This is a genomic window from Bacillus cereus group sp. N31, from assembly GCF_016483245.1.
Taxonomy (GTDB): domain Bacteria; phylum Bacillota; class Bacilli; order Bacillales; family Bacillaceae_G; genus Bacillus_A; species Bacillus_A toyonensis.
Genome location: NZ_JAEHCH010000001.1, coordinates 279,686 through 295,603 on the forward strand (window position 1 = coordinate 279,686; position 15,918 = coordinate 295,603).

A 15,918-nucleotide genomic window follows, 5' to 3' on the forward strand; every position below is an offset into this window, starting at 1 on the left:
TGGATACAGTTATGGATATTAATCTGTTTGATTTTCATTTACCAGAAGAACTTATTGCACAAGTCCCGTTAGAGGATCGTGAAACATCAAGATTAATGGTGTTAGACCGTGAAACTGGTGATATTGAGCATAAACATTTTACGGACATTCTTTCTTACTTACATGAGGGGGATTGCTTAGTTTTAAATGAAACGAAAGTTATGCCTGCTCGCTTGCATGGTGTGAAAGAAGATACAGGCGCGCACATTGAAGTGCTTCTTTTGAAACAAGAGGAAGGCGATAAGTGGGAAACGCTTGTTAAGCCAGCGAAACGTGTAAAAGAAGGAACTGTAATTTCTTTTGGTGAAGGGAAATTAAAAGCAACTTGCACAGGGACTGCAGATCAAGGTGGGCGTCAGCTTGAATTTTCATATGACGGCATCTTCTATGAAATTTTAGATGAACTTGGGGAAATGCCACTTCCTCCATATATTAAAGAGACACTGGAAGATCGCGATCGCTATCAAACAGTATATGCGAAAGAAATCGGTTCAGCAGCAGCGCCAACAGCGGGACTTCACTTTACAGAAGAGTTACTTGAGAAGTTAAAGAAAAAAGGCGTTCAGTTAGCATTTATTACACTTCACGTAGGGCTTGGAACATTTAGACCAGTTTCTGCAGATACGATTGAAGAGCATCATATGCACGCAGAATATTACCATATGTCTGAAGAGACAGCGGCATTATTAAATCGTGTGAAAGAGAATGGTGGACGTATTATTACTGTAGGTACGACATCAACTCGTACGTTAGAAACGATTGCGACCGATCATAGTGGTAAGCTTTGCGCAGCTTCTGGCTGGACAGATATTTTTATGTACCCAGGATATGAATTTAAAGCAATTGATGGTTTAATTACAAACTTCCATTTGCCGAAATCAACATTAATTATGCTTGTAAGTGCATTTTCAAATAGAGATAATGTACTTCATGCTTATAATGAAGCAGTAAAAGAAAAATATCGTTTCTTTAGCTTCGGTGACGCAATGTTCGTTGCATCTCACGCTAAAATGAGAAACAAATAAAAGGAGTAAATTATGACAGCAATTCGTTATGAATTTATTAAAACTTGTAAACAAACGGGTGCGCGTTTAGGTCGTGTACACACGCCGCACGGTTCATTTGATACACCAACATTCATGCCAGTTGGTACACTTGCAACAGTTAAGACAATGTCACCAGAAGAATTAAAAGCAATGGATTCTGGCATTATTTTAAGTAATACGTATCATTTATGGCTACGTCCAGGTCACGAAATTGTTCGTGAAGCAGGTGGTTTGCATAAATTTATGAACTGGGATCGTGCGATCTTAACGGATTCTGGTGGTTTCCAAGTATTCAGTTTAAGTGACTTCCGCCGTATTGAAGAGGAAGGCGTTCACTTCCGTAACCACTTAAATGGAGATAAATTATTCTTATCACCAGAAAAAGCGATGGAAATCCAAAATGCATTAGGTTCAGATATTATGATGGCATTTGATGAGTGTCCACCGTTCCCAGCTACTTTTGAATATATGAAGAAATCTGTAGAACGTACAAGCCGCTGGGCAGAACGTTGCTTAAAAGCGCATGAACGTCCACAAGATCAAGGTTTATTCGGTATCGTACAGGGCGGAGAGTTTGAAGAGCTTCGTCGCCAAAGTGCAAAAGACCTTGTTTCAATGGACTTCCCTGGTTATGCTATAGGTGGTTTATCTGTTGGTGAACCGAAGGATATTATGAATCGTGTGCTTGAGTTTACAACACCACTTCTTCCAGATGATAAGCCACGTTACTTAATGGGAGTAGGTTCTCCTGACTCGTTAATTGATGGGGCAATTCGCGGCGTTGATATGTTTGATTGCGTACTTCCAACTCGTATCGCTCGAAATGGTACATGTATGACAAGTGAAGGCCGTCTAGTTGTAAAAAATGCGAAATTCGCAAGAGACTTCGGTCCGCTTGATCCTAATTGTGATTGCTACACATGTAAAAATTACTCTCGTGCGTACATTCGTCACTTAATGAAATGTGATGAAACGTTCGGAATTCGTTTAACGTCTTATCACAACCTTCATTTTCTGTTAAACTTAATGGAGCAGGTGAGACAAGCTATTCGTGAAGACCGTCTTGGCGATTTCCGCGAAGAGTTCTTTGAACAGTATGGCTTTAATAAACCGAATGCTAAAAACTTCTAATACATAATTTAAAAGGAGGAACAAAAGATGAATGCAGGTATGATGAATATCGTTATGATCGTTGCGATGTTTGCGATTTTCTATTTCTTATTAATTCGCCCGCAACAAAAGCGTCAAAAAGCAGTTGCTCAAATGCAAAACGAATTAGCAAAAGGTGATGCTATCATAACAATTGGTGGCTTACACGGTACAATCGAATCAGTAGATGAAACGAAAATCGTTGTTAAATCTGGTGGTGCACACTTAACTTTCGATCGCAATGCGATTCGTGAAGTTGTGAAAAACTAATGAGGAAGGCCCTGCATGAAATGTGCAGGGCCTTTTTTTAATTATTTTGCTTTGACATATTTACACCGAAAATACCACCGAGTGTACTCGCGCCCATTAATGCCAATTGGTAAAGTAACTGTGAGTTCGATAAAGTTTGAGAGAAGCCTAAATAGTTAACTAGAAAAACGAGTATGGCGAATGTGAGTCCTGTAGTAAAACCTACTAGCCAACCTTTCCCTTGTGCTTTTTTACCAGCAGTAAACCCAGACATAAGCATAGATAAAAGAGCTAGTATCAAAATAGTGACGGTTAATGTACCTTCATTCATGTTCGTAAATTTTAATAATAGAGCCATAACCATGCTAGTAATAGATGCGAGAATTAGTAGGGTAATAATACCGAAACCAATTGCAGTTGATAATTTTTTCGTTCCATCCATTTATGCATTCCCCCTTTTTAATACAAGCATATTTCTCTTTTGCTTAAGTTAGACTATTTTCTTTTCTATAGGGGAATCTATAAGTAAAAAAGGAGATGTAGAAATGGAATGGGTATCGATAATTGGCCGGACGATGCTTTTGTATATCATTATCTTAATTATTTTCCGTCTTATGGGTAAACGTGAAATTGGAGAGCTAAGTGTATTAGATTTAGTCGTATTCATTATGCTTGGTGAAATGGCTGTAGTAGCAATTGAAAATACAGATAAATCACTTTGGCATCAATTAGTTCCGATGACTTTCCTTATGTGCATACAAATCATTTTGTCGGTCATTTCTTTGAAGTTTCAACGATTTCGGCATTTAATAGAAGGGGAGCCTGCTATTCTTATAAATGCGGGAAAAATTGATGAAAAAAAGATGAGAAAACAGCGCTATAACATAGATGATTTAATGATGCAATTAAGGGAGCAAGGAGTCGGAGACGTACGGGATGTGGAATACGCTATTTTGGAACCATCAGGGAAGTTATCCGTTTTTCAAAAACAAAAAAGTAAAAAGAGTAAAAATGATACGCCTATTTTTACTCTCCCATTAATTATTGATGGAGAAATTCAATCTAATCATTTGCAAATGATTGAACATACAGACGAATGGCTCATTGAAAAACTAAAAAACTTAGGTTATAACGATATAACACAAATTTTATACTGTAGTTTTCAAAATGGACAATTTTTTGTTGATTTGAAAGAAAACTAAAAGCTTACCATTTTAAATAGTAAGCCCGGAAAAGTCTCGCTAATGAAAGTTTTACTTTATTTCAAAAATGAAAGTTTACGAATGATAGGGAGGCGACTTAACTCCTCTTTTCGAATTAGTTTAAAGATGAAGAGGAGAACGACATAAACAATTGTTGTTAAAGTGATTTCCCATAATGTTTGTATACCAAGAGAATGAGAGAAAATAATATACTTATGAAGGTAAAAACCAAAGGCACCTGCAATACCGATGGCAAGTCCGCCGAAAATATAGTCTTTTGCGTAAATGGTAAATGTAATCTTTTTTAAAACGGTAGCGTAGTGAAGGAATGTCACGGTTACTATATTTGCTGCAATAGCGAGAGCAACCCCCATCATTTGAAATTCTGGCTTTGAAGCTAGTACAAAAATAACGATTAATTTCACGATGGCGCCAATAAATGTGTTCATCATAGCAGCGCGTGCTAAATTTAAAGCTTGCAATACAGATGTAAGTGGACTTTGAAAATAATGAAATAAAAAGCAAGGTGCAAGTAGCTGAATGAATGCTGTTGCGCTGTCTGATCCGTACATAAGAGTTAAAACAGGGGAAGCGAATACGTATAATATAACGACAGACCACCCACCAGTAATTAATGAAATTCGAAGTGCTTGTTGTAAACGGTGCTCCACTAATTTATGTTGCCTTTTTGCCATTGCTTCACTAATTGAAGGAACGAGCGCTGTAGAAAGAGCGTATGTAATGAAGGCGGGTAGTGATAGGAGTGGGAATGCATAACCGTTTAATATACCGTATTGCTGGGTTGCGACAGAAGCGGCAACTCCGGCAATTGCTAAACTTTGCATAACGACGATAGGTTCAAAAAAATAAGAAACGGAACCGATTAAACGACTTCCTGTAGTTGGAAGGGCAATATCCATAAGAGAATAAAATGTACCTTTGCTCTCCTTTACGGTAGTGAAAAATCTAGAGCGTATAGATAAGTGTTTTTCACGTTGGAATAAAGTGAGTAAGAATAATAAGGATGCAACTTCGCCGAGAACGGCTGATAACATAGCGCCGGCTGCAGCATATTCTACGCCATAAGGTAAAAATATTCGAATACATACAGCGATAATTGTAATGCGGACAACTTGTTCGATCACTTGAGCATAAGCGCTAGGTTTCATGTTTTGTTTCCCTTGGAAATAACCGCGTAAAACAGAAGAAACAGCAATAACAGGAACGACAGGTAAAATGGCCATTAATGGATAGTACGTTCTTTCATCGGTTAATAATGTTTTCGCTAAAATAGGTGTGAGGAGCATAATTCCAATTGTTAAAATGATGCTACTAAAGGAAGTGACAGCTAGTGATACGGTTAATATTTTTTTTATTTTTTGTTTATCGTTCACCGCTTCCGCTTCTGCTACAAATTTTGCGATTGCGACAGGAAGACCGATTTGTGTTAATGTAATTGCTAAAATGAATGTAGGAACGGCCATCATATAAAGGCCAACGCCTTCTTCTCCTAGTATACGTGCCATTACAATCCGGTTAATAAATCCAAGGATTTTGGTAATAAAGCCGGCAATCATTAAAATAAATGCGCCTTTTAAAAAGCTTTGTCTCGTCATGGTCTTCTCCTACCTTCTCAAAATCAGTGGAATGATTTACAATAATTTATATGCACGTACGAGACAAGAATGACAAGCATTTAAGAGAGTGAAGTATGATAGTGCTCTTGAAAGTAGTTATTGCTGTCCATTAGAGCGGGAATAAAAGCGACTTTTCGTGCTGAAATTATAAGGAGATGTTACGTATGTTAGAAAAAGAAGATTTGGTAGAATCATACCGCGGACAGTTACAAGTCGTTTTAGTTAGTAAAGTAGAGGAGTTTCAAATGTTCGGTTATGACCGAGTGACAGATGATGACATTTGGAAGTTCCTTAAAGTGAAAAAGTGGAAAAAGATAGACAGTAATGTTAGGTTGTATGAATTAGTGAACGATGTATTAAGAATAACACCTAATGAATATATGACATATTTAACTGTTGAAGCATACCAAGCGCCACTTTGGTCATTTGATGAGTATGAAAATAAATAACTGACTGCAATTGGTTTGTTCTTCCTTTTGCAGTATAATGATAGGTATTGATAAAGAGGAAATAACGATGTCTAAGATTATATGTAAAGGAGGTAGTGAAGAAGAAAAATAAATAATGAAAGTGTAGGTATTGCGTAAGGTTTATCGACACAGCTAGTGATGAACTAGCAAACAACAAATGTATTTTATAGAAAGGAAGTCTACTAACTAGGTGTATGCACACGTATAGCAGTGAATCGTAAGAGATTTATTGAAAGTGTTAGTAGCAGAAAGAGGGTACATATGGCAAAGCGTGGTACGAGAATTGCCGCCTTTTTCCTCATCGTTTTATTAATCGGTGGCGTAATTGGTGCGGCAGGAAAAGACATAGCAAAAGGAATTAGTCTAGGACTAGACCTTCGCGGTGGTTTTGAAGTTCTGTATGAAGTAAAACCAGCCAAAAAAGGTGATAAAATCGATCATAGTGCACTTGTAAGTACAGTAGGTGCTCTTGAAAATCGTGTCAATGCACTCGGTGTAAGTGAGCCGAACATTCAAATCGAAGGACAGGATCGAATTCGTGTACAGCTTGCTGGTGTGCAAGATCAGCAAAAAGCACGTGAGATGTTATCAACACAAGCGAAATTAACATTCCGTGATGTAGATGACAATCTTCTTATGGATGGTACGGATTTAAAAGGCGGCGGAGCGAAGCAAACATTTGATGAGCAAGGCCGTGCGAGCGTAGGTCTTACATTGAAAAGCGCTGAAAAATTCCGTGATGTAACTGAAAAAATTTCAAAAATGCCACCACCAACGAATTTAATGGTAATATGGCTTGATTTTGAAGAAGGAAAAGATTCGTATAAAGCAGAATCTGCAAAACCGAATCCGAAGTTTTTATCAGCAGCAACAGTAAGCCAAGTGTTTAACCAAGCTGAAGTATCTATCGTAGGTGGAAACTTTACAGTTGAAAGTGCGAAAGAACTTTCATCTTTATTAAATGCAGGTGCACTTCCTGTTGATTTAAAAGAAATGTATTCAACATCTGTTGGAGCGAAATTTGGTCAACAAGCATTAGAGCAAACGATTTTCGCTAGTGCAATCGGTATTGCTATTATCTTCTTATTTATGCTTGTATTCTACCGTTTACCAGGGCTTGTAGCGGTTATTATGTTAGGTTTATACATTTTCGTTACATTACTTGTCTTTAACTGGATGCATGCGGTTCTTACGTTGCCAGGTATTGCGGCATTAGTGCTCGGGGTGGGTATCGCAGTTGATGCGAATATCATTACGTACGAGAGGTTAAAGGAAGAGCTGAAAATTGGTAAGTCAATGATGTCAGCATTTCGTGCTGGTAACCATCGTTCATTAGCGACAATTTTAGATGCGAACATTACAACGATTGCAGCAGCTGGTGTATTATTCGTTTATGGTACCAGCTCTGTAAAAGGTTTCGCAACAAGTTTAATCGTAAGTATTTTAGTCGGTTTTATTACGAACGTATTCGGTACTCGTTTCTTACTAAGTTTACTTGTAAAGAGCCGTTACTTCGATAAAAAACCATCTTACTTTGGTGTTAAGGAAAAGGATATTATTCCATTAACAAAAGGTGTAGTACATCCGCCGACTAGATTTGATCGTATTAACTTCGTAAATATCGGTCATAAATTCTTCTTATTCTCAATTGCAGTCGTAATTGCTGGGGCAATTATATTACCGATTTTTAAAATGAATCTTGGTATTGACTTTGCAAGTGGTACACGTATCGACTTGCAATCAAAACAAGCAGTTACTGTTGCTGATGTTCATAAAGATTTTAAAGAATTGAACATCGATGTGAAGGAAGAAAATATTGTACCGACTGGAGATGACAATAAAGGTTTCGCAGTTCGTACATTAGGTGTTCTATCAAAAGATGAAATTGCGAAAACGAAAACATTCTTCCACGATAAATACGGTACAGATCCGAATGTAAGTACAGTTTCACCGACAATCGGTAAAGAGATTGCACGAAATGCATTTATCGCAGTATTAATTGCTTCTGCAGTAATCGTTTTATACGTAAGTATTCGTTTCCGTCTTACGTACGCAGTATCTGCAGTAATCGCATTATTACATGATGCCTTCGTTATGATTGTTGTATTTAGTCTTTTCCGAATAGAGGTAGACTTAACGTTTATCGCTGCGGTATTAACCATTATTGGTTACTCTATCAATGACTCAATCGTTACGTTTGATAGAAACCGTGAATTATACAAACAGAAAAAACGAGTTCGCGATTTAAAAGATTTAGAAGAAATCGTAAACTCAAGTATTCGTCAAACAATTGGTCGTTCAATTAATACTGTTTTAACAGTGTTGTTCCCAGTAATTGCACTACTTATTTTCGGTAGTGAATCACTGCGTAACTTCTCACTTGCGTTATTAATTGGATTAGTTGTAGGTACGTACTCTTCTATTTTCGTTGCTTCTCAAATTTGGTTAATGCTTGAAAACCGTCGTTTGAAAAAGGGCAAAAACAAGAAGAAGGTTGAGAAAGAAGTATCTGAACCACAAGTATAGAAAGGTGATGCCTCATTAGGAGGCATCTCTTTTTTCGTTTGTGGATACAATAAGATAGCAACTTTTTACAGAAGAAAGATGGAAGAAAGATGGAAGAAAGTGGTGATGTTATCGTTGTTTTTGATACAATAAATCGGGATAACAAGATAGGTTAAGAAAAGAAGGGATTTTAATTATGGAAAAAGATGAACGTTTTAAACAGGCCGAGTTTGGTGCTATTGTCGGAATCGTTGGTAATATTATATTAGCGATTGTAAAGGCGGTAATTGGTTATATCGGGAACAGTAAAGCACTATTAGCGGATGCTGTGCATTCTGCATCAGATGTAATTGGTTCGCTAGCTGTACTTTTTGGATTGCGAGCAGCAAAGCAACCACCAGATGAAGATCACCCGTACGGTCATGGTAAAGCGGAATCGATTTCAGCGATTATTGTTGCAGTATTATTATTTATTGTGGGCATCGAGATAGCGATTTCGTCTATAAAAGCTTTTTCGCAAGAACTAGAACCACCGAAAGGAATTACGATTTTTGCTGTTATTCTTTCGATTGTCGTGAAAGAAGGAATGTTTCAATATAAATTCCGATTAGGGAAGAGGGTAAATAGTGATGCAATTATTGCAAATGCATATGAGCACCGTTCGGATGTATTTTCTTCAATTGCAGCTTTAATCGGTATTTGTGCAGCTATTATCGGTGGTAAGCTAGGTTTAGATTGGCTTGTATATGCGGATCCGGTTGCGGGGTTATTTGTTTCACTCCTTGTTGCAAAGATGGCGTGGAGTATTGGGGCGGAAGCGATTCATGCAACGCTTGATCATGTACTTCATGAGGAAGATGTTATTCCGCTTAGAGAAGCTGTCCTGCAAGTAAATGGTGTGAAAAAAATCGGTTCTTTATATGCGAGAGAACATGGTCACTATGTTATTGTCGATATTAAAGTTTCTGTAGATCCATACATTACTGTAGAAGAAGGACACCGCATTGGAAAACATGTGAAAGAAATGCTTATGAAACAAGATAATGTACAAAATGTGTTTGTACATATAAATCCGTATTCTCCAAATTAAATATCATTAACATTTTAGTATATAGATATTGCATCGTAGTTTGCATTATATTGTCACCCCTTAATCTGTCTTGTATAATAAACAGGTTAAGGGGTGATTTCGTGTTACAACCGAAGACGCGTTGGAAAGAAAAAGAATATAATGAAGAGCGAGTGAGTGAATTAGCAAAAAAGTTACAACTATCACCACTTGTCATTTCGTTATTCCTCGGTAGAGGATTAGATACAGAAGATAAGATTTTAGATTTTTTAAATACAGAAAATCAAGAATTTCACGATCCGTTTTTATTAGAAGGAATGGATAGAACGGTAGAACGTGTAAATAAGGCGATTCAAAATGGAGAGCAAATATTAATATTTGGTGATTATGATGCGGACGGAGTAAGTAGTACAACGGTTTTATATCTTGCTCTGCAAGAATTAGGTGCAGAGGTAGAATTTTATATTCCAAACCGTTTTACAGAAGGTTATGGACCGAACGAAGAAGCGTTTCGTTGGGCGCATAGTGCAGGGTTCTCACTTATTATTACTGTCGATACTGGTATCGCAGCGGTACATGAAGCGAAGGTAGCGAAGGAACTTGGAATAGATCTTATTATTACGGATCACCATGAGCCACCGCCAGAATTACCAGAAGCACTCGCGATTATTCATCCAAAACTAGATGGCGGTGTGTATCCGTTTCATTATTTAGCCGGTGTAGGTGTTGCGTTTAAAGTTGCACATGCACTATTAGGTCGTGTACCAGAACATTTATTAGAAATTGCAGTAATCGGTACGGTAGCCGATTTAGTATCACTTCATGGCGAAAATAGATTGCTAGTGAAGCGCGGTTTAAAACATATGCGAATGACGAAAAATATTGGTTTAAAGGCATTGTTTAAAGTTGCTAACGTTTCGCAAAGTGAAATTACAGAAGAAAGCATTGGATTCTCAATCGCACCGCGTATTAATGCAGTTGGGCGTTTAGAAGATGCTACGCCGGCTGTACACCTATTATTATCAGATGACCCAGAGGAAGCGAAAGAACTGGCTGAAGAAATCGATGAGCTGAACAAACTTCGAAAAGATATTGTAAAGCAAATTACAGAAGAGGCTATCGCTGAAGTGGAAAATAAATTCCCGCCAGAAGAAAATAAAGTGTTAGTGCTTGCAAAAGAAGGCTGGAATCCAGGTGTAATTGGAATTGTCGCTTCTAAATTAGTTGAACGTTTTTATCGTCCAACAATTGTATTAAGCATTGATCCTGTCAAAGAAACAGCAAAGGGTTCAGCACGTAGTATCGCGGGATTTGATTTGTTTGCAAACTTGTCGGATTGTAGAGAGTTATTACCGCACTTCGGAGGGCATCCGATGGCCGCAGGAATGACGCTACATATGAATGATGTAGATGAGTTACGTCGCCGCTTAAATGCGCAAGCGGATGCAATTTTAACAGAAGCGGATTTTATTCCAATCACAGCAGTTGATACATTTTGTAAAGTGGAAGATGTAACGCTTGCAGCAATTGAGGATATGCAAAAGTTAGCGCCATTTGGTGTTGGAAATCCGAAACCACGTCTTGCAGTGAAAAATGCTGAATTAGAAAGTATTCGTGCAATCGGATCAGATGGTTCACATTTGAAAATGGCACTTCGTGACGGACAGGCAACACTGGATACAATTGGATTCGGATTTGGTGCGTATGCAAAAGAAATTTCTCCAGTTGCTAAGGTATCTGTAATAGGAGAGGCATCCATTAATGAATGGAATAATTTTAAGAAGCCACAATTAATGGTACAAGATATTGCTGTAGAGGCATGGCAATTATTTGATTGGCGTAGTATGCGTAATGTGGAAGCAAATTTAGCAGAACTTCCGAAAGAAAAAATAACAATGGTGTATTTTTCTGAAGAGGTATTGAATAAGTTTTCTTTAGAAGACTATAAAGAACATCTTGTGCATGCATCAGAGGTAACTCATTTAGATGATCAATACATCGTGTTACTCGATTTGCCAAAAGGAACAGATGAATTGCGTGATTTATTTAAAGTAGGATTCCCATCTAGAATCTATACGTTATTTTATCAAGAGAACAATCATCTATTTAGTACAGTCCCAACGAGGGAACATTTTAAATGGTACTATTCTTTCTTAAACCAAAAATCACCATTTTCTTTAAGACAATATGGGGAACAACTATGTCGCCATAAAGGTTGGTCAAAAGATACAGTAAATTTCATGACACAGGTGTTTTTTGAGTTAGAATTTGTTACAATAAAAGACGGTGTCATTTTTATGGCCGAACAAAAACAAAAGCGTGATTTAATTGAATCGAACACATATCGTGAGAAAATGAACCACTTACAATTAGAAAAAGAATTGGTTTATAGCACATATCAGCAACTATATACATGGTTTGAAACGATTCGTAATCATAAATAAGTAGAACAGTTAGGGTAAAGGATTTGTATTTACAAACCTTTTATATCTGAGGAGGATTCAGAAATATGGATTTCAAGCAACATATCGCAATTGTACCGGATTATCCGAAAGAAGGTATTGTGTTTAAAGACATTACACCTTTAATGAACGACGGTAAAGCATACAAAGCAGCAACAGATGCAATCGTTGAGTATGCAAAAGAAAGAGATATCGATGTTGTAGTAGGACCAGAAGCTCGTGGTTTTATTATCGGTTGCCCAGTTTCTTATGCATTAGAAGTAGGATTTGCGCCAGTTCGTAAATTAGGAAAATTACCACGTGAAGTAATTACAGTTGACTACGGCAAAGAATATGGTACAGATGTTTTAACAATCCATAAAGATGCAATTAAACCAGGTCAACGCGTATTAATTACTGATGATCTATTAGCTACAGGTGGAACAATTGAAGCAACAATTAAGCTAGTTGAAGAACTTGGCGGAGTTGTAGCAGGGATTGCATTCTTAGTAGAGCTTACTTACTTAGATGGTCGTAAAATGTTAGATGGTTACGATGTATTAGTATTAGAAAAATACTAATCACTATATAGGTAAAACTACGGTGATAAAAAGTACCCGTGAATCTCTTGGAGAGGAGCGGGTACTTTTGTATAATTGAACAAAAAAATAAGGTGAAATGTCAGTAAAATCTTTTCCTTTTCACAATTCACAATCATTGGGTTATAATGATAGAATATAATTTATTCTATTTAATAAATACAAAGTCAATTTTCAATAAAAGGTGATTCGATGGCAAATGAGCAAGTACTAACAGCTGAACAGGTACTCGAGAAAGCAAGTCAATATTTAGCGGTTGAAGATATTGAGCTAGTGGCACGTGCTTATGAATATGCACGCGATGCACATAGCGAACAATATAGAAAATCGGGTGAACCATATATTATTCACCCAATTCAAGTTGCAGGTATTTTAGTTGATTTACACATGGATCCAGCTACAGTATCGGCAGGTTTCTTACATGATGTAGTGGAAGATACAGAGATTACATTAGAAGATATTGAGCGAGAATTTAATAAAGAAATCGCTATGCTTGTCGATGGTGTTACAAAGCTCGGAAAGATTAAATATAAATCTCATGAGCAGCAACAAGCAGAAAACCATCGCAAAATGTTTATCGCAATGGCTCAAGATATTCGAGTTATTTTAATTAAACTAGCTGATCGTCTTCATAACATGCGTACATTGAAACATTTGCCTCAAGAGAAGCAGCGTCGCATTGCTAATGAAACGTTAGAAATCTTTGCACCTTTAGCACATAGACTCGGAATTAGTACTATTAAATGGGAGTTAGAGGATACGTCACTTCGCTATTTAAATCCGCAACAATATTATCGTATTGTAAATTTAATGAAGCGTAAACGTGCAGAGCGTGAAGAATATTTAGATGAAGTAATGACTGGTATTCGTGAGAAATTAAAAGAAGTTTCCATTCAACCTGAGATTTCTGGAAGACCAAAACATATTTACAGTATTTATCGTAAAATGGCATTGCAAAATAAACAGTTTAATGAAATTTACGATTTACTAGCTGTACGTGTCGTTGTAAATAGTATTAAAGATTGTTACGCGGTGCTTGGAATTATTCATACTTGCTGGAAGCCAATGCCAGGTCGTTTCAAAGATTATATTGCAATGCCGAAAGCAAATCTATATCAATCTCTTCATACGACGGTAATTGGACCGAAAGGTGATCCGCTAGAAGTGCAAATTCGTACGAAAGAAATGCACGAAATTGCAGAATTCGGTATCGCGGCACATTGGGCGTATAAAGAAGGAAAGACCGCAGAAACAACAGGTACATTAGAGAAGAAACTAACTTGGTTCCGTCAAATATTAGAATGGCAAAATGAAGCTTCTAATGCAGAAGAGTTTATGGAGTCATTAAAAATTGATTTATTCTCTGACATGGTATTCGTCTTCACACCGAAAGGCGATGTAATGGAATTACCACTTGGATCTGTTCCAATTGACTTTTCTTATCGTGTCCATTCAGAAATCGGGAATAAAACAATTGGTGCAAAAGTAAATGGGAAAATGGTGACCCTTGATTATAAATTAAAAACGGGTGACATCATTGAAATTTTAACATCAAAACATTCGTATGGCCCAAGCCAAGATTGGGTGAAACTTGCTCAAACATCTCATGCGAAAAATAAAATACGTCAATTCTTTAAGAAACAGCGTAGAGACGAAAATATTGAAAAAGGCCGTGAACTTGTTGAAAAAGAAGTACGTGGTCTAGAGTATGAGATGAAAGAAGTGTTAGCTCCTGACAATTTAAAACGTGTTGCTGAGAAGTTTAATTTTGCAAATGAAGAAGATATGTTTGCAGCAGTTGGATATAGCGGAATTACAGCGTCGCAAATTGTTACGCGACTAACGGACAAGTTCCGTAAGCAGCGTGAAGAAGAAGAAATTGTTGAAGTTAAAGAAGTTCGTAAACCGATGAAAATTCGAAAATGGGATTCTGGTGTAAAGGTAAGTGGTGCTGACAATTTATTAATTCGTTTGTCAAAATGCTGTAACCCAGTTCCAGGTGATGATATCGTTGGGTATATTACGAAAGGTCGGGGCGTATCGATTCACCGTCGTGATTGTGTAAATATTCATACAGAAGAAGCTGTAGAGCGCTTATTAGAAGTAGAGTGGGAAGGTAGCCCTGAAAAAGAAATTGAATACAACGTTGATATCGAAATTTCAGGCTATGATCGCCGTGGTTTATTAAATGAAGTATTGCAAGCTGTTACAGAGACGAAAACATACATTTCAGCTGTTTCTGGTAGAAGTGATCGTAATAAGATGGCAACGATTAATATGTCGATCTCGATTCGTAACTTACAACACTTGAAAAAAGTAGTAGAACGCATTAAACGTGTTCCTGAAATTTATGCAGTACGACGCATGATGCATTAATAGGGAGTGTAGAAAAGATGAGAGTTGTTTTACAACGATCAAAAGAGGCGTCTGTCACAGTAGATGGTGAGATTGTAGGACAAATTCCATTCGGTTTAACATTACTAGTTGGCATTACGCATGAAGATACTGAAAAAGATGCAACATACATTGCGGAAAAAATCGCGAACTTACGCATCTTTGAAGATGAGAGCGGAAAGATGAACCATTCTGTACTCGATGTAGAAGGACAAGTTCTATCAATTTCGCAATTCACATTATATGGCGATTGCCGCAAGGGAAGACGTCCAAACTTTATGGATGCTGCGAAACCTGACTATGCAGAGCATTTATACGATTTCTTTAATGAAGAAGTTCGTAAACAAGGATTGCATGTAGAAACAGGGAAGTTCGGTGCAATGATGGACGTTTCTTTAATCAATGATGGTCCGGTGACCTTAATTGTAGAAAGTAAATAGTATGGCCCAAGAAGAGAGGATTATATAATCCTCTCTTTTTTATACTTTGTTGTATGTTTTGTTCATTTATCCCGCTATTTGTGGGCAGTAAGAACCCCACCTCAAAATTCAGCGGAAGCAAAGAAGTTAGGTGGGGGTCGGGCTGCCCGTAAAAGCCCGATTGGTGAGGGCTGATAATCAGTGGGGGATGAACAAAACCCCCACTGATTAAAGTTTCACTTTATCATAGGATTAATTCGAAGGGGAATAAAAGGAAAAGAAGGTGTAGCATGCTTCAAGAATTCAATATAACTTTACGTTGTATGCTAGAGTTATGTGTTCTTGGGATTGTTGGATACTGGGGATTTCGGGTAGGAACAATAACGGCTATAAAAATTACACTTGCTATTATTTTTTCGATTGTTGTTGCAGTCATTTGGGAGCTATTTGGAGCTCCGCATGCAGAATGAGAAGTACAAGGTATATTGCATGTATTGTTAGAGATTATCATGTTTGAAGCGGATGTTGCAGCGTTGTATCATTTGAAGCATCCTATGCTGGCGAGTGGATTGGTAACTATTATTGTTATAAATCGAATGCTGATGTTGATTTGGAATCAATAGCTTGGGTTATCCATTATATAGTATAATGTAAAAAATGGTAAAAACATTCGGATGTATGTGTGAAAAGGGGAGATAG

At 37.3% G+C, this 15,918-nt stretch carries 13 protein-coding genes and 1 pseudogene; 12 read left to right on the forward strand and 2 right to left on the reverse strand.

Annotated elements, in window-relative coordinates:
* Positions 1-11 precede the first annotated feature (11 nt).
* From queA to yajC, 3 genes are read left to right on the forward strand one after another with little or no spacing between them, the layout of a single operon-like run.
* Positions 12-1,064, forward strand: a complete 1,053-nt coding sequence (gene queA, locus JDS81_RS01490) for a tRNA preQ1(34) S-adenosylmethionine ribosyltransferase-isomerase QueA (protein ID WP_000354012.1) — start codon at positions 12-14, stop codon at positions 1,062-1,064.
* A 12-nt stretch (positions 1,065-1,076) separates the two neighbouring features.
* Positions 1,077-2,216, forward strand: a complete 1,140-nt coding sequence (tgt, locus tag JDS81_RS01495) for a tRNA guanosine(34) transglycosylase Tgt (protein WP_000125368.1) — start codon at positions 1,077-1,079, stop codon at positions 2,214-2,216.
* 27 nt (positions 2,217-2,243) lie between these two features.
* Complete coding sequence (gene yajC, locus JDS81_RS01500; protein WP_000991114.1) at positions 2,244-2,504, forward strand: preprotein translocase subunit YajC; 261 nt, start codon at positions 2,244-2,246, stop codon at positions 2,502-2,504.
* A gap of 37 nt (positions 2,505-2,541) precedes the next feature.
* Here yajC and JDS81_RS01505 read toward each other — a convergent pair whose 3' ends face one another.
* Positions 2,542-2,925 carry a TIGR04086 family membrane protein gene (locus tag JDS81_RS01505; RefSeq protein WP_052943595.1) on the reverse strand — a complete coding sequence of 128 codons (384 nt, stop codon included), beginning with the start codon at positions 2,923-2,925 and terminating at the stop codon, positions 2,542-2,544.
* Positions 2,926-3,028: 103 nt separating this feature from the next.
* Between JDS81_RS01505 and JDS81_RS01510 the strand changes: the two genes are divergently transcribed.
* Positions 3,029-3,685, forward strand: coding sequence for a DUF421 domain-containing protein (locus JDS81_RS01510; RefSeq protein WP_000455378.1), 657 nt, complete (start codon positions 3,029-3,031; stop codon positions 3,683-3,685).
* Between the two features lie 56 nt (positions 3,686-3,741).
* Here JDS81_RS01510 and spoVB read toward each other — a convergent pair whose 3' ends face one another.
* On the reverse strand, positions 3,742-5,301 hold the full coding sequence (gene spoVB, locus JDS81_RS01515; protein ID WP_097952875.1) for a stage V sporulation protein B: 1,560 nt from the start codon (positions 5,299-5,301) through the stop codon (positions 3,742-3,744).
* Positions 5,302-5,486: 185 nt separating this feature from the next.
* Here spoVB and JDS81_RS01520 point away from each other — a divergent pair, with 185 nt between their 5' ends.
* The 8 genes and pseudogenes from JDS81_RS01520 (at position 5,487) to JDS81_RS01555 (ending at position 15,842) form a co-directional block, all read left to right on the forward strand.
* Positions 5,487-5,771: a post-transcriptional regulator gene (locus JDS81_RS01520; RefSeq protein ID WP_000890217.1), complete on the forward strand. Its 285-nt coding sequence runs from the start codon at positions 5,487-5,489 to the stop codon at positions 5,769-5,771.
* A gap of 282 nt (positions 5,772-6,053) precedes the next feature.
* A complete protein-coding gene (secDF, locus tag JDS81_RS01525) occupies positions 6,054-8,318 on the forward strand; it encodes a protein translocase subunit SecDF (RefSeq protein ID WP_097952877.1) in 2,265 nt (754 codons plus the stop codon).
* 175 nt (positions 8,319-8,493) lie between these two features.
* On the forward strand, positions 8,494-9,387 hold the full coding sequence (locus tag JDS81_RS01530) for a cation diffusion facilitator family transporter (protein WP_000409731.1): 894 nt from the start codon (positions 8,494-8,496) through the stop codon (positions 9,385-9,387).
* Positions 9,388-9,488: 101 nt separating this feature from the next.
* Positions 9,489-11,810, forward strand: a complete 2,322-nt coding sequence (recJ, locus tag JDS81_RS01535; RefSeq protein WP_000941246.1) for a single-stranded-DNA-specific exonuclease RecJ — start codon at positions 9,489-9,491, stop codon at positions 11,808-11,810.
* 65 nt (positions 11,811-11,875) lie between these two features.
* Complete coding sequence (locus JDS81_RS01540; protein ID WP_000346217.1) at positions 11,876-12,388, forward strand: adenine phosphoribosyltransferase; 513 nt, start codon at positions 11,876-11,878, stop codon at positions 12,386-12,388.
* A gap of 210 nt (positions 12,389-12,598) precedes the next feature.
* Positions 12,599-14,782 (forward strand): GTP diphosphokinase, encoded by a 2,184-nt coding sequence (gene relA / locus JDS81_RS01545; RefSeq protein ID WP_001262805.1) that lies wholly within the window; start codon positions 12,599-12,601, stop codon positions 14,780-14,782.
* A 17-nt stretch (positions 14,783-14,799) separates the two neighbouring features.
* Positions 14,800-15,240: a D-tyrosyl-tRNA(Tyr) deacylase gene (locus tag JDS81_RS01550; protein ID WP_001266954.1), complete on the forward strand. Its 441-nt coding sequence runs from the start codon at positions 14,800-14,802 to the stop codon at positions 15,238-15,240.
* A gap of 269 nt (positions 15,241-15,509) precedes the next feature.
* Positions 15,510-15,842: pseudogene (locus JDS81_RS01555) on the forward strand (YrdB family protein).
* Positions 15,843-15,918 lie beyond the last annotated feature (76 nt).

What these genes read in the sequence shown, in the direction of transcription:
- JDS81_RS01530 (WP_000409731.1), top strand. Translation starts at nt 8,494, where the DNA reads ATGGAAAAAGATGAACGTTTTAAACAGGCCGAGTTTGGTGCTATTGTC.
- tgt (WP_000125368.1), top strand. Translation starts at nt 1,077, where the DNA reads ATGACAGCAATTCGTTATGAATTTATTAAAACTTGTAAACAAACGGGT.
- JDS81_RS01540 (WP_000346217.1), top strand. Translation starts at nt 11,876, where the DNA reads ATGGATTTCAAGCAACATATCGCAATTGTACCGGATTATCCGAAAGAA.
- JDS81_RS01505 (WP_052943595.1), bottom strand. Translation starts at nt 2,925, where the DNA reads ATGGATGGAACGAAAAAATTATCAACTGCAATTGGTTTCGGTATTATT.
- JDS81_RS01510 (WP_000455378.1), top strand. Translation starts at nt 3,029, where the DNA reads ATGGAATGGGTATCGATAATTGGCCGGACGATGCTTTTGTATATCATT.
- spoVB (WP_097952875.1), bottom strand. Translation starts at nt 5,301, where the DNA reads ATGACGAGACAAAGCTTTTTAAAAGGCGCATTTATTTTAATGATTGCC.
- yajC (WP_000991114.1), top strand. Translation starts at nt 2,244, where the DNA reads ATGAATGCAGGTATGATGAATATCGTTATGATCGTTGCGATGTTTGCG.
- JDS81_RS01520 (WP_000890217.1), top strand. Translation starts at nt 5,487, where the DNA reads ATGTTAGAAAAAGAAGATTTGGTAGAATCATACCGCGGACAGTTACAA.
- JDS81_RS01550 (WP_001266954.1), top strand. Translation starts at nt 14,800, where the DNA reads ATGAGAGTTGTTTTACAACGATCAAAAGAGGCGTCTGTCACAGTAGAT.
- relA (WP_001262805.1), top strand. Translation starts at nt 12,599, where the DNA reads ATGGCAAATGAGCAAGTACTAACAGCTGAACAGGTACTCGAGAAAGCA.
- queA (WP_000354012.1), top strand. Translation starts at nt 12, where the DNA reads ATGGATATTAATCTGTTTGATTTTCATTTACCAGAAGAACTTATTGCA.
- secDF (WP_097952877.1), top strand. Translation starts at nt 6,054, where the DNA reads ATGGCAAAGCGTGGTACGAGAATTGCCGCCTTTTTCCTCATCGTTTTA.